The 13,740-nt window shown below is 50.8% G+C and carries 16 protein-coding genes and 1 riboswitch; of the genes, 8 read left to right on the top strand and 8 right to left on the bottom strand.

Annotated features, from left to right (window positions below; all coding sequences use genetic code 11):
- Nucleotides 1-191: 191 nt before the first annotated feature.
- Both nadD and B0I18_RS22340 read right to left on the bottom strand, forming a co-directional pair.
- Complete coding sequence (gene nadD, locus B0I18_RS22345) at nucleotides 192-767, bottom strand: nicotinate (nicotinamide) nucleotide adenylyltransferase (protein WP_106524981.1); 576 nt, start codon at nucleotides 765-767, stop codon at nucleotides 192-194.
- Between the two features lie 43 nt (nucleotides 768-810).
- Nucleotides 811-1,035, bottom strand: coding sequence for a FeoA family protein (locus tag B0I18_RS22340; protein WP_245882140.1), 225 nt, complete (start codon nucleotides 1,033-1,035; stop codon nucleotides 811-813).
- Between the two features lie 176 nt (nucleotides 1,036-1,211).
- Between B0I18_RS22340 and B0I18_RS22335 the strand changes: the two genes are divergently transcribed.
- The 6 genes from B0I18_RS22335 (at nucleotide 1,212) to B0I18_RS22310 (ending at nucleotide 8,185) form a co-directional block, all read left to right on the top strand.
- Complete coding sequence (locus B0I18_RS22335; protein WP_106524980.1) at nucleotides 1,212-2,300, top strand: mannose-1-phosphate guanylyltransferase; 1,089 nt, start codon at nucleotides 1,212-1,214, stop codon at nucleotides 2,298-2,300.
- Between the two features lie 56 nt (nucleotides 2,301-2,356).
- A complete protein-coding gene (gene pyrH, locus B0I18_RS22330; RefSeq protein ID WP_106524979.1) occupies nucleotides 2,357-3,067 on the top strand; it encodes a UMP kinase in 711 nt (236 codons plus the stop codon).
- 69 nt (nucleotides 3,068-3,136) lie between these two features.
- Nucleotides 3,137-3,784 (top strand): endonuclease III, encoded by a 648-nt coding sequence (gene nth, locus B0I18_RS22325; RefSeq protein WP_106525013.1) that lies wholly within the window; start codon nucleotides 3,137-3,139, stop codon nucleotides 3,782-3,784.
- A gap of 63 nt (nucleotides 3,785-3,847) precedes the next feature.
- On the top strand, nucleotides 3,848-4,516 hold the full coding sequence (locus B0I18_RS22320) for a phosphatase PAP2-related protein (RefSeq protein ID WP_106524978.1): 669 nt from the start codon (nucleotides 3,848-3,850) through the stop codon (nucleotides 4,514-4,516).
- 100 nt (nucleotides 4,517-4,616) lie between these two features.
- Nucleotides 4,617-4,711: riboswitch (TPP riboswitch) on the top strand.
- A gap of 117 nt (nucleotides 4,712-4,828) precedes the next feature.
- Nucleotides 4,829-7,060: a TonB-dependent receptor gene (locus B0I18_RS22315; RefSeq protein WP_245882139.1), complete on the top strand. Its 2,232-nt coding sequence runs from the start codon at nucleotides 4,829-4,831 to the stop codon at nucleotides 7,058-7,060.
- A gap of 15 nt (nucleotides 7,061-7,075) precedes the next feature.
- Nucleotides 7,076-8,185 (top strand): acyl-CoA dehydrogenase family protein, encoded by a 1,110-nt coding sequence (locus B0I18_RS22310; RefSeq protein WP_106524977.1) that lies wholly within the window; start codon nucleotides 7,076-7,078, stop codon nucleotides 8,183-8,185.
- On the opposite strand, the gene B0I18_RS22305 is transcribed toward B0I18_RS22310, so the two are convergent.
- The 6 genes from B0I18_RS22305 to B0I18_RS22280 all read right to left on the bottom strand — a co-directional run bounded on the left by B0I18_RS22305 (nucleotide 8,168) and on the right by B0I18_RS22280 (nucleotide 12,324).
- Complete coding sequence (locus B0I18_RS22305) at nucleotides 8,168-9,100, bottom strand: TIGR01777 family oxidoreductase (protein ID WP_106524976.1); 933 nt, start codon at nucleotides 9,098-9,100, stop codon at nucleotides 8,168-8,170. The genes B0I18_RS22310 and B0I18_RS22305 overlap by 18 nt on opposite strands.
- A gap of 64 nt (nucleotides 9,101-9,164) precedes the next feature.
- A complete protein-coding gene (locus B0I18_RS22300; RefSeq protein ID WP_146146847.1) occupies nucleotides 9,165-9,800 on the bottom strand; it encodes a hypothetical protein in 636 nt (211 codons plus the stop codon).
- Nucleotides 9,797-10,243 carry a hypothetical protein gene (locus B0I18_RS22295; protein ID WP_106524974.1) on the bottom strand — a complete coding sequence of 149 codons (447 nt, stop codon included), beginning with the start codon at nucleotides 10,241-10,243 and terminating at the stop codon, nucleotides 9,797-9,799. Before B0I18_RS22295 ends, B0I18_RS22300 begins: the two co-directional genes overlap by 4 nt.
- Nucleotides 10,244-10,251: 8 nt before the next feature.
- Complete coding sequence (locus tag B0I18_RS22290) at nucleotides 10,252-10,791, bottom strand: D-glycero-alpha-D-manno-heptose-1,7-bisphosphate 7-phosphatase (RefSeq protein WP_106524973.1); 540 nt, start codon at nucleotides 10,789-10,791, stop codon at nucleotides 10,252-10,254.
- A gap of 213 nt (nucleotides 10,792-11,004) precedes the next feature.
- On the bottom strand, nucleotides 11,005-11,697 hold the full coding sequence (locus tag B0I18_RS22285; RefSeq protein WP_106524972.1) for a nucleotidyltransferase family protein: 693 nt from the start codon (nucleotides 11,695-11,697) through the stop codon (nucleotides 11,005-11,007).
- A gap of 39 nt (nucleotides 11,698-11,736) precedes the next feature.
- Nucleotides 11,737-12,324 carry a D-sedoheptulose-7-phosphate isomerase gene (locus tag B0I18_RS22280; protein ID WP_106524971.1) on the bottom strand — a complete coding sequence of 196 codons (588 nt, stop codon included), beginning with the start codon at nucleotides 12,322-12,324 and terminating at the stop codon, nucleotides 11,737-11,739.
- Between the two features lie 104 nt (nucleotides 12,325-12,428).
- On the opposite strand from B0I18_RS22280, the gene B0I18_RS22275 reads away from it, so the two are divergent.
- The gene (locus B0I18_RS22275; protein WP_106524970.1) at nucleotides 12,429-13,013 is read left to right on the top strand and encodes a nitroreductase family protein; all 585 of its coding nucleotides are present in this window, start codon (nucleotides 12,429-12,431) and stop codon (nucleotides 13,011-13,013) included.
- Nucleotides 13,014-13,050: 37 nt separating this feature from the next.
- Nucleotides 13,051-13,707: a heme exporter protein CcmB gene (locus B0I18_RS22270; RefSeq protein ID WP_106524969.1), complete on the top strand. Its 657-nt coding sequence runs from the start codon at nucleotides 13,051-13,053 to the stop codon at nucleotides 13,705-13,707.
- Nucleotides 13,708-13,740 lie beyond the last annotated feature (33 nt).

Here is a 13,740-nt window from a genome sequence, read left to right as displayed (position 1 = left end):
GTAGTGGGTATTGAGTAGAGAGGAGAGGAGTAATCTTCTTTTGTCCTGATGCAGGGAAACCAAAAATCAAACGGCCGGGAAATAAGCTGAAAATTTTCCGGCTATCCAAACTGCTATTATCTAAAATCTATTATCTAAAATCTATTATCTAAAATCTATTATCTAAAACCTGATATCTCCTATCCGGGTACCTACTTCGAATAATACCGGTTTTCGGCAATACATTCGGCTACGGCATCGGGCACCAGGTAGCGGATCGAACGCCCCTCTTTGACCTGGGTACGGATATGGGTGGAGGATATTTCGAGCAAAGGCGCCTTTACCACCGATACATTGGCCGGCAAAGCATCGCGGTCGACCAGGAAACCCGGTCTTTCGAAAACCACGATCTTGTAGTATTCCAGTATAGTCTGGTAATTCTTCCAGCGTGGCAGGTTCTGGTAGCTGTCGCTGCCCATGATCACCGTAAACTTTTCGAGGGGAAATTTCTCGCTCAGGTAAGCAAGCGTGTCGATGGTGTAAGAAGGCTTGGGCAGGTGAAACTCGACATTGCTGACCCGGAAACGGGGATTATTCTTAATCGCCAACTCGGCCAGGTGCAGCCGGTCATACTCGTTCAGCAACGTATGCGACTCTTTAAGCGGGTTATGCGGCGAAACAACGAACCAGATCTTATCCAGGTCGGAGTGTTCCAATACGTGGCTGGCAATAATCAGGTGGCCGGTATGAATAGGATTAAAGCTGCCAAAATAGAGACCAATATTCATTTCCTTGCTGTAGCAGTAAAATTAACGGTGTGCGGGCATGGGATCAGCCCACTTCTACCCAGATATGCATGGCTTCATTCTTGCGCAGGCTCAGGCGGTAGCCCGATACCTGGATCGCGATCGGGTCGCCGAAGGGGGCAATAGCCTCAACAGAGACTGCTTCGCCGGGGATGCAGCCCATTTCCATCAATTTCACTTTGGCGTCGTTATCATCAAACTGCTGGATGATGCCCTTCGCGCCGTTTTTGAGATCTGATAAACGAAACAACATAAAATCTTTGTACAAAAATACTCCGGTTACAGCTCTGCGCCAAATTAATATGCGAAATAATGCCCGGACGGCCGCAGATATCGCTACAGCCCTTGCCCATGGCGGCTTGTTATCTTACCCCGGTTTTTAGCAAAATTCTCTTTAATTTTGCAACTCGATTCTAAACACAGGTAATGAGTATTCACAACAACTATGTTGCTATAATGGCCGGCGGTATCGGCAGCCGTTTCTGGCCCGAAAGCCGCCAAAAATTCCCCAAACAGTTCCTCGATTTACTGGGCACAGGAAAAAGCCTTTTGCAATGGACCTATAACCGCTTTAAGGATATCTGTCCGAAGGAAAATATATATGTAATTACCCACGAATCTTACGTAACGCTCTGCCAGGAACACCTGCCCGAGCTCGATCCCGCCAATATCATCGGCGAGCCCTTCCGTAAAAACACCGCGCCCAGCGCCGCTTATATCTCGCATAAGATCCACGCGTTAAATCCAAAGGCCAACCTCATTATCAGTCCTGCCGATCACCTGATCATGGACGAACGCATATTTGAGCGGCATGTGTACGACGCCCTCGATTTTGTAGGACATCACAATGCCCTGCTTACCCTGGGCATCAAACCTACCCGGCCCGATACCGGCTACGGTTATATCCAGTACCAAATGGATAACGACAGCCACGAGAAGGTGTTTAAAGTAAAGACCTTTACCGAAAAACCCAATCTCGACCTGGCCCGCACCTTCCTGAAATCCGGCGATTTTCTCTGGAACTCCGGCATTTTTGCCTGGAATGTACAAACCGTGCTGGAAGCCTTTGCCCAGCACCTGCCCGAGCTCAACGACGTATTCGTACAGGCCCGCGACGTGCTCAACACCCCGAAAGAGGCCATGGCCATGGAACGCCTCTACTCCCAATGCACCAATATCTCGATCGACTACGGTATACTCGAAAAGGCCGAGAATGTATATGTGATGCCGGCTTCGTTTGGCTGGAGCGACCTGGGTACCTGGGAATCGGCCTACGAGCACTCGGAAAAAGACTACCTCGGCAATGCCGTATATGGTAAAAACGTAATGGTGATCGATGCCTCGCATTGCATGGTAAAAGCACCGGCCGAAAAGCTGGTGGTACTCCAGGGGCTCGACCAGTTTATCGTGATCGATACCCCCGAGATCCTGCTGGTATGCGAACGTAACCGCGAGCAGCAGATCAAGGAATATGTGGCAGAGGTAAAACGGAACAAAGGCGAGAAGTTTTTGTAACGACCGGGGTCCTACAGCGATTTTTATTATTTCAAACATTGAACATACAGACACACATGGCACCTAAGTACAACAGAATACTGCTCAAACTTTCAGGCGAATCCTTAATGGGAGACCGCAGTTTTGGTCTCGACCCGAAAATGCTGGAGCGTTATGCATTAGATATTAAAGCTGTTGCAGCATTGGGCGTCCAGGTAGCCGTGGTTATCGGCGGCGGTAATATTTACCGGGGTATGAACGAAGCGGAGACCGGTATCGAACGGGCGCAGGGCGACTATATGGGTATGCTCGCCACCATGATCAACGGTATGGCCCTCCAGGCTTCGCTGGAAAAGGTAGGCGTTAAAACCCGCCTGCAGAGCGCCATTAAGATGGAGCAGATCGCAGAGCCTTATATCCGCCGCAGGGCTATACGCCACCTGGAAAAAGGCCGTGTGGTTATTTTCGGAGCCGGTACCGGTAATCCTTACTTTACCACCGATACCGCCGGTTCGCTGCGTGCCGTAGAGATCAACGCCGATGTGATCCTTAAAGGTACCCGTGTGGATGGCATCTATACCGCCGACCCGGAAAAAGATCCGACGGCGACACGTTACGAAAGCATCTCGTTCAACGAGGTAATCAGCAAAGAACTGAAAGTAATGGATATGACCGCTTTCACCCTTTGCCAGGAAAACAACCTGCCGATCATTGTATTTGACATGAACAAAACCGGTAACCTGACCGCTGTGGTTAATGGCGAAAATGTAGGCACACTGGTAAAATAATTATATTGGCAATCAGGGGACACAGCTACTGTGTCCTCTTTTATATGCCCCGCAAGGGTGGCACAGGATATGACGAAGCAGCAGCGCTATCAATTCGTGATCGATTATTTCGAAGAGCACGCTCCCGAAGCGGAAACGGAATTATTGTATGATAATCCCTACCAGCTGCTTATTGCCGTAATCCTTTCGGCGCAATGCACCGATAAAAGGGTAAACCTGACCACCCCCGCCCTGTTCCGTAAATACCCCAATGCCCGGGCCCTGTCCAAAGCGGACGTGGACGATGTATTTGACCTGATCAGGAGCATCAGTTATCCCAACAATAAAGCCAAACACCTGGTAGGCACCGGTATTATGCTCGAAGAAGCATTTGGCGGCGAAGTGCCGCTGACCGTCGAAGAACTGGTAAAACTGCCCGGCGTAGGCCGTAAAACAGCCAACGTGATCACTTCGGTGATCGACCACCAGCCAAATATGGCCGTAGATACCCACGTATTCCGGGTTTCGGCGCGTATAGGCCTGACGACCAATGCCAAGACACCGCTACAGGCCGAAATGCAGCTGATCCGTAATTTCCCGAAGGAACTGATTCACAAGGCACACCACTGGCTTATCCTCCATGGCCGCTATGTGTGCCTGGCCCGCTCGCCCAAATGCACGGAATGTGGTCTTAAACCGGTTTGCAAATATTACCAGACCGTCGTATCCAAGAAATAATCTGTTAACTTTGCAGGCCGCCACGGCGGCTGCATACCTATTTAGCATTAAAATTACCCAGAGTTGTCTGTAGCAGAAGAAAATAACCTGAATCCGATTAACTGGAAAGCAGCGTATAAAGCCAATTGTTTTAAAATAAGACTTTTTATAGGCATCGTTTTGTTTGCCGGTATTCTTACCGTATTTCCCTTTTTTTTCCAGTATATCGAATCGCGTGACGGGCTTAGCCTCGACGATAGCATTGTAGCGGCCATTCCCCCGCACGATGTGTCTATCCCTATTTTTATTTTTATCTGGAGCACTACCCTGCTGCTGGCATTGCGGTGTATCCGCGATCCGCAGTTGCTGCTTATCTCGCTTTATTGCTTTATCGTACTGACGCTGACGCGTATGTGCACGATCTATTTTATACCGCTCAACCCGCCGCAGGGGCTTATCCCGCTGGTAGACCCGCTTTCCAATTTTTTCTACGGCAAAACTAATTTTGTAACCAAAGACCTGTTCTTTTCCGGGCATACCTCCTCGCAGTTTATCTTCTTCCTGTCGCTGAAGAAAAAGCGGGATAAGGCTTTCGCCTTACTCTCCACCCTGGTGGTAGGCTGCCTGGTATTGGTGCAGCATGTGCACTATACGGTAGATGTGGTGGCGGCCATACCGCTTACCTATCTCTGTTTCCTGCTGGGCAGGCGCATAGCCCTGGGCCGCGGCGAAGCTTCGCTTACCGATCATTAAAATTGCCGCTGCACTATAAATTGTTTTAACTTTGCAGGCAGAACCCTTACCGGTTCTGCTTTTTATTTTTGATTTCCTTCAACATTTCCCATCGGGAAAAGAGGAAACCTCGGGGTGCCTTACTATTCAGGCTGAGATCACACCCGTAGAACCTGGACCGGATAATGCCGGTTAGGAAAGGTAAGCAAGACATTATCCAACTTACCTTATCGGAATGCCCGCAGACGACAGCGCTGCTGCAGCTGCGTATACAGCACCTTCCGTCTTTTGCCTGTAAGCACTTACCGTATACCCGGTAAGATTAAGTTTGAAATGAAGCATATGAACCAATACACTACACCGGCAGCCGTCCTGTTACTGGGCGCACTCTCCCTCCCTGTCTGCAGTTTAGCACAGGAAACAGATTCCGCCTCCGGCGCCGGTCGCCGCCAGGAATTGATCCCTGTAGAGATCCGAGCAGTAAGGGTTAACGAGAAAACACCCTATGCCGTATCCAACCTGAATGAAAAAGATATCCGTACCCAGAACCTCGGCCAGGATATTCCCTATATCCTCAACCAGACGCCCTCGATCGTGATCAGCTCCGATGCGGGCGCGGGCGTGGGGTACACCGGTATGCGCATCCGCGGTACCGATGCTTCCCGCATCAATTTTACGATCAACGGCATACCCGTTAACGATGCCGAATCGCAGGCCGCGCTCTTTGTCGATTTCCCCGATCTGTTATCCTCCACGCAATCCATACAGGTGCAACGCGGCGTGGGTTCCTCGACCAATGGCGCAGGGGCTTTCGGGGCATCGGTAAACCTGAGCAACCTGAAGCAGGATAAAACGGCCTTTGCCGAAGTGAACAATACCTATGGTTCGTTCAATACCTGGAAACATACCATCCGTGCGGGTTCCGGCCTGCTCAAAGGCGGCTTCCAGTTTGATGTGCGCGCCTCCAAGATATCGTCCGATGGTTATATCGAGCGCTCCGCCTCCGATCTGAAATCCCTGCAGTTCCTGGCCGGCTGGACCTCTAAAGATGAAAATACCTCGGTGCGCTTCAACCTTTTTACCGGTACCGAAAAAACAGGCCAGGCCTGGAACGGTGTACCCGAAACCATGCTGGGTACCAACCGCAGGTTTAACGGGCTGGGCCTGAAACGCGACGGCAGTTATTATAACGACCAGACGGATAATTACCAGCAGGACTATTACCAGCTGTTCTTCGACCATAAATTCGACGATAGCTGGAGCGCGCATGCCGGGCTCTTCCTGACCCGGGGCAAAGGTTTTTATAACGAATACCGCAAGGGCGAAGCCTTTGCTGATTATGGCCTTCCCAATTATACCACGCCAACCGGCGACACCGCTAAGACCACAGACCTTACCCGCAGGCTCTGGCTCGACAACTATTATTATGGCGCCGTATACTCGGCAACCTACCAGCAAAACAAAACACAGCTGATACTGGGCGGCGCCTATACCCGTTACGATGCCAAACACTATGGCTTTGTAACCTGGGCCGACTATGGCGTACCGGTCGACTACCGCTGGTATAACCTGACAGCCTACAAAAGGGATTTTAATATCTATGCCAAGCTGCAACAACAAGTGGCGCAGCATTGGTTCCTGTTCGGCGACCTGCAATACCGCAGGGTAAGTTACGAGATCAATGGCTTTCGCAAGAACCCCACCTTACACCCATCCGTCGACTATAATTTCGTAAACCCAAAAGCCGGCCTGAGTTATATCACACAACATGGCAACGGGGCTGAAAGCAAGGCCTATGCTTCATTTGCCGTGGCCAACAAAGAGCCCAACCGCGACGATTTCGAAGCTTCGCCTACGGCCCTGCCCAAACACGAAAGCCTTTATGATGCAGAACTGGGTTACCAGTACCGGGGTAATAAATGGGAAGCCGGCGCCAACCTGTATTATATGAATTACCGCAACCAGCTGATCCTTACCGGCAAGATCAACGACGTAGGTACCTATACCCGCAGCAATGCCGATAAAAGCTACCGTGCGGGCATAGAGCTTACCGCAGGCGTACGGCCTGCGCCCTGGCTGCAGTTACAGGCCAATGCCACCCTATCGCAAAACAAGATCCTGGACTTTAACGAGTACATCGACGATTACGATGCCGGCGGACAGATCCTGAATCATTACGACAAAACCGATATCGCATTTTCGCCCAATATCATAGCAGGCGGCAGCGCTACCCTCGAGCCCCTTCGTAAGATGCTGCAACACCAGCAATTCTTTATCGACCTGCTGGGCAAATATGTAGGCCGCCAGTACCTCGACAACACGGCCAACAAAGCCCGCAGTATTAATGCCTACAGCCTCTGCGACCTGCGCCTGCGCTATACCGTACAGACCTCGTTTGTAAAGGAGCTGGGCATTTCGCTAGCACTCAATAATGTACTGGATAAAAAATACGAAGCCAACGGTTATACCTTCAGCTATAAATCGGATGGTACGATCGCTACCGAAAATTATTATTTCCCGCAGGCCGGATTCAATTTCCTGCTGGGCGTAAGCATACGCTGGTAAAACAAAGAACACCTCATGAGCCTGATCCAACACCCGCAAACACAACTTTCCGAAGCCACGGTGCAACAGCTGCGTGCAGCCGCGCCCGCTACCGAAGCGCAGCAACGATTACCTGCAGATACCCTGACACTGTTGTATGAAAACCGCTGGTTCCACGTACTCGTACCCGCAGCCCTGGGCGGGCAGGAACTGCCCTTGCCCGAAGTCGTACGTTTGTTCGAAGCGCTGGCCTGGGCCGATGCCAATGTGGGCTGGTGTGTCAACCTGGGAGCAGGCGCCAATATATTTGCCGGTTACCTGCCCGGGCCTGCAGCCAAAAACATTTTTGCCCCGGCCGCAACCTGTTGCGCAGGCAGCGGCGCTATTACGGGTACGGCCCATAAAGTACCCGGCGGATACCAGGTGAGCGGCCGCTGGAAGTATGCCAGCGGATCGGCGCATGCCACGCACTTTACCGCCAATTGCGCCCTGCTCAATGAAGCGGGCAATCCTGTGCTGGAAGAAAATGTACCGGCCTTCCGCTCCTTTATTTTCCCGGCAAAACAAGTAACCATCCTGGACACCTGGCAGGTAATAGGCCTGAAAGCCACATCCAGCAATGATTTCGAGGTGACAGCTATTTTTGTACCCGATACCCAGGTCTTTTCTTTGGTAAAGGCCTCGCCCTTTGCACAGGGTCCGCTGTACCGGTTTCCTTTCGAGCAAATGGCGGTGGTAAATATGGCCTGTATGCTTACGGGGATCGCCCTACACTTTGCCGACCTGTACCACGAACTGGCTGCACATAAAAAACCGATACACAGCGATAAGCTGCTGGCCGAAAATGAAAAGGCCCAGGCTATCGAAAACAAAGCCGCTACTGCTTTTTATACGGCACGCGAGCATATGTACCATACCTTACAACTTACCTGGAATGAATATGAAGCGGAGAAAACTGCAAGTGCATCACTGCTCGAAGCATTGAGCCGCGATGCCCGCAAAGCCGCGCTGGAAGCGCGTAACCTGATCAATGCCCTGTACCCCTTATGTGGTATGAGCATTACAAACCCGGCCAGCGCGCTCAATAAGGTCTGGCGCGATGCGGCAACGGCAGGACAGCATTACCTGTTAGGGCCGCTTTATTAGCAGTTTTAAGCTTGGGTAATTTTTGTCGAGAATATTATCGAGTGCAGACTCCAGTTGCTGGTATTTAAATACAAAACCTTCTTCCGAAAGCCGCTGGGGTATTACCCAGCGGCTTTTCAGTACCAGTTCGGTTTCTGTTTTGATCAGCCTGGCGCCCAGCTCCAGTAACCATTTGGGCGCAGGCAGCCCCCAGGACTGCCCCATTACTTTACGCAAGGTATACATCAGCTCGCGGTTCTTTACCGGGTTGGGCGCGCTGCAATTATAGATGCCCCGTTTGCTTTCATCCTCCAATAGAAACAGGATAATACGATACAGGTCTTCGATATGGATCCAGCTAAACATCTGCCTGCCGCTGCCCTGCTGACCGCCCAGCCCCATGCTTACCAGGTTCGTATAAGGCCCGATTACGCCGCCGCCCGGCCCCAGCACAATCGCGATGCGCAGCGCTACAAAACGGGTAGGAACCAGGCGCTCAAAGGCAAAGAAAACATGCTCCCAGGCCCGGGCCACATCTACCGAAAAGCCCTGCCCGATCTCGCCTTCGGCTTCCGTCATGGGCCGGTCTTCGGCATAGCGGTAGATGGTAGCCGTGCTCGAATTGATCCAGAGCTGCGGCGGCCGGCTGCAGGTACGGATGGCATTGCCCAAGGTACTGGTCGTGTCCAAACGCGAGTTCAGGATCTCTTGTTTATTGGCTTCGTTATACCGGCAATTGACCGATTTACCGGCGAGGTTGAGCAAGAGCACCGCGCCTTCCAGGGCGGCAAGGATACCCGCTTTATCTTCCCAGCGGATATGCGGCCCCGAGCGGGCAATAATCAACACCTCGTATCCCGCCTCGCGAAAACGCTGCGCACAATACAACCCGATAAAACCGGAACCGCCGGCAATTACGATCTTCCCTTTATTCATGATGATAATAGTACAGTCTTGGTAAGCGGATAGCTATTTTTTCGACACGGGTAAACAGCACTGCTTATTTGCCTTTGCACTGTGCCAGGTATTTGGTGTATTCGTTCATAAACCTGTTCCTTTGTTTTTTATAATCGTCCACACTTTTAAAATTGCGGAATTCCGGCTTCATGTTATTAAAGTAGAAATAAACGGTTACCCCATTCCCGGGAAACATGACAAATGTCCCCAGCGTACTTCCCATCTCCACACCGGCCCTGCTGATACCATAAATTTTATACCCGTTAAACTCAAGTTCGACCAGACCCCTGGTTTCCCTGTTTTGTGTATGCGCATTCAGGTACTTTAGGTTGTCGAGCAAATGCTTTTGGTCTTTGTCATACGACTGCTCTTCTGAAAGCTCGACTTTCAGGTTGACAAAAGGCCTGTTCTTTTCATTGTTATATAAAATTCTATAACCATCGATCCTGGTTATGGCTACTTCACCCTGTTCCGTTTTCAGGGTCCTTACTTTTTCAGCGCCCTCGGGAAGCCGCTCAGGGTCGCCGGCAGTTAAAGCGGAGGCAGTTTGAAACGAAGTATAACATGAGCCGATCTCCTTTTTACCCTTGAAGCCTGTAAGCAATATTGCCAAAACAATCGTTGAAAGTAATTGCAGGTTTATGCTCCGCTTGTTGTTGCCTGTTCGTTGTCGTATCATAGTATATAAAGCAGGATAAGGCCCCTGTACAGCAGCCACGTGAAGGAGAGATAAACAGGCAGCCCAACCAGGTGCAGCCGCCGTTTATGTTCGAAAAACATAAATACTAATACACAAAAGAAATAACCCAGCGCGAGGGTATCCCGGAGGGGCCATACCGCCTGCCAGCCTATAACCGGCCATAACAACACCGACCCCATAAAAGAAACGGTTATTAAATGCAGGTAATAATGCAATTTGAGCCGCCATGGCCTTTTGAGGATAAAGAGGGTCTGGAACAGCAATTGGCCCAGTACCATAGCCAGTTCAAACCAGAAGGAGTACCGTACCGCGATAAACCGCTGCAGGTAATGCGCATAGATACTGAGGCTCCATGCGGTAAAGGCGATAGCCACGAATGCAAACAACAGTTTTACCAGGTTATTGCTTCGTATCCGTTGCATAGCGATTGCTATTTTTGTAGGGTCTTATAGTCGGTATAAAAGGCAGCGAGTGAATCGTATTGCCGGTCGATCAGCTCGTGCGGCAGATCGATGCGGTCTTGTGTGGTGTGCAGGAAAATGGTGTGCATGCCCATCCTGCGGCCGAATTCCATATCGCTCAGGTTATTGCCCACCATAATACTCCGGTTAAAATCTATGGCCGGAAAATCCTTTTTCGCATCTTCGGCCATACCGGTATTGGGTTTGCGGTGCGAGTGGTTACTGTCTATAGATGCTGCAAAATAGATCCGGTCTATCTTTCCGCCCGCGGCTACCACCTCTTCGGTAAGGTGATCGTGTATGTCGAGCAGCGCCCGCTCGGTCATATACCCACGGCCTACGCCACGTTGGTTGGTTACGATAAATACGTGATCGAATAGCTGCGAAAGCGCAGCCAGGGCTTCCAGGGCCCCATCATAAAACACAAATTCATCTTTATGGAAAATATAACTTCCGTCTTTTTCTTCGTTGATCACACCGTCGCGATCGAGAAATAATGCTGTGGCCATGCCCGATTTTTATTATTGAATTACCCGGATAAAGGAAGCAAAGCTTCATCTTACGCTACATACAAGCAAACCCACTTTTCTTTACCCGGTTGTTATCCCTGTCTTTTTATATCGCAAAAAAGATGGCAAAAAACAATCGCTCCGTATGTTACCCGCCGCGCTCAGGGGATAAGTTTTTGAAAACAGCCGCCCTGAGCGGGCTACAGGCCGGTATTACTCTTCGGCCTTCAACTCGGTTTGTGCCCGGTAATAATCTTCGGGAATACCGATATCGATAAAGTAGCTGTCGCTTACAAAACCGCTGAGGCTGCCTGCGGCCACTTCCTGTTCGAAGAAATCTTTTTCGAAAGAGAACTTTTTGGGGAAACTGCCGAAGTTTTCCTGTTCGCGGTTGAGCAGGTAAATACCACCGTTGATCAGGCCTTCCGCCTTAAACTGTTTTTCTTCGAAGGCTACGATCCGGTTGGCTTCGTCGAGCTGTACCGATCCGTAACGTTCAAAGTTCTGCATGGGCTTCAGGGCCAGTACGGCTTTGGCAGCCGGATCGGCCCCGGCCTGCATGTCGCGCAGGTTTACATCGAACAGGGTATCGCCGTTAAGTACGAATACCTTTTTTTCTTTGGCCTTGGCGAGGGCAAGCTTGATACCGCCACCGGTGCCCAAGGGTTCCTGTTCGATTACCCAGCTGGTTTTAAACGTAAAGGCGCGTTGCCGAAGCCATTCGATCACGACTTCGTGTTTATACCCCAGGGAAAAGATCACATGGTCGGCAAACTGCAATTCGAGGAAGCGCAAAACATGTGCCAGGAAAGGCTCTCCGGCTACAGGCGCCATACATTTCGGTACATCGTTAACCACACCACTAAGGCGCGTGCCCAGCCCTCCGGCCAATACTATACATTCCATTTTTCAGCAGGTTCAGGAGATAAGAAATTATAGCGCATATCAGGCTTCCGTAACGGGAAACAGGATTGCTTCTACCAATTGGCAAACAATATGCCCGATGGTAATATGACATTCCTGGATACGCGGCGTATCATTGCTGGGTACGTTTACCAGGTAATCCGACAGGTCTTTCATTTTACCGCCGGTATCGCCGGTAAAACCAACGGTGGTAATACCCATGGTACGGGCCAGCTCGAAGGCCTTGATAATATTGCCCGAATTACCCGATGTACTCAGTCCGACGATGATGTCGCCCTCCCTGCCCATACCTTTCAACAAGCGGCTGAAGACGAATTCGTAACCATAGTCGTTGGCTACGGCCGTAAGGTAAGAGGTATTGCAATGCAAGGCTTCGGATGGTAAGGGGTTACGATCGGTATAGAACCTGCCGGAAAACTCGGCGGCCAGGTGTTGCGCATCGGCAGCGCTGCCACCGTTGCCACAGAAAAGCACCTTATTGCCCCGGTTAAACGCCGCGACGATCTGTTCGGTAAGGGTCTGGATGGTGGCAAGCAACACCGGGTCTGCAATTACCCGCTCTTTAACCGATACCGAGGCCTTAAGAATAGCTGTTATTTGTTGTGTCATTGTATTAAATCTCAGAATTGTCAAAATTAATAAACTAAAACAGAAGAAGCCCAATCTTTAGTACTTTTGCGCCACAATTTTATCATCCCTCCTCATATCCGAATATGAATCCGAATTTTGAAACGATAGCGGAAGTAATCCGCAACCGCCGTACGGTCAAGGCTACGGCCATGAACGGGCAGATCATCCCCAACGAACAGGTAGACCAGTTATTGAGCCTGGCCGACTATGCGCCTACCCACGGCCGTACCGAACCCTGGCGTTTCGTGGTGTATACCGGCGAAGCCCTGCAGCAGTTCTGTAACGACCATGCGCAGTTGTACTGGGACAATACCCCTGAAGAAACCCGTTCGGCCCAGACCGTCGAGAACCTGAAGCACCAGGGCGATATGGTATCCCACCTGGTAGTGACCCTGATGAAGCGTACACCTGAAACCAAAATCCCGCTGATGGAGGAATATGCCGCCACTTCTGCTGCCGTGCAAAATATCCTGCTGGGCGCCGAAGCCCTTGGTCTTGCTGCGATCTGGAGCACAGGCGGTATGGCTTTAAAACCGGCGATGAAAGCGTATTACTCCCTTTCAGAAAATGACTTCGTAGTAGGTTTTCTCTACCTGGGTTTCAGCGATCAGCCTAAGAAAGAGGCCGTACGCAATATTCCGTTAACCGAAAAAGTAAGGTGGGCCTAGCGGAAACGCAGCCCCCGCCTTTATACACGTTTCCGAAATGTTTGTAACGCAACTGCTTACCCTCATTAAAAAAGACTTCCTGCTGGAATGGCGGCAGAAGCATACCCTGTTTGGGGTAATGCTGTATGTGGGTTGTACCGTATTCGTGTTATACATGATGGCCGGCCAACCGGAAAGCCGCATCTGGAATGCCTTATTCTGGATTGCCCAGTTGTTCGTGACGGTAAATACCGTGGCCAAGAGTTTTTTACAGGAGGGCGAGGCACGGACCCGGTATTATTTTACCATTGCGGCGCCGGTACAGTACATCATTGCTAAAATGGTGTATAGCCTGGCTATGATGCTGGTGATGATGTTTATTTCGCTGGTCCTGTTCAATGTCATGCTGGGCAGCCCGCTGATCCGGCCGGCCATGTACGTGGGCGTATGTTGCCTTGGCGCCTCTAGTCTTTCGCTGCTCTTTACTTTCTTATCCGCCATTGCGGCACAAGCCAGGCAGAATGCGGCTTTGATGGCTATTTTAGGCTTTCCGATCGCCATCCCGTTGCTGATGATCCTGAGCAACCTGGCCCTGGGCGCTGTCAGCAATGTATTACAGGAAGGCTGGTGGGGTATGGCATTGATGATGCTGGGCATGGATGTGCTGATCATCGCACTGTCTGTTATTCTCTTCCCCTTTTTGTGGAAGGAGTAGCAAACTGATGTCCGGACGCGCCGGCATGGATGC

Origin of the sequence: Taibaiella chishuiensis (assembly GCF_003014535.1) — a bacterium.
In the GTDB taxonomy this organism is placed as follows: domain Bacteria; phylum Bacteroidota; class Bacteroidia; order Chitinophagales; family Chitinophagaceae; genus Taibaiella; species Taibaiella chishuiensis.
The sequence above is the reverse complement of the archived record's forward strand: the minus strand, read 5'-3'. Positions and strand labels throughout refer to the sequence as shown.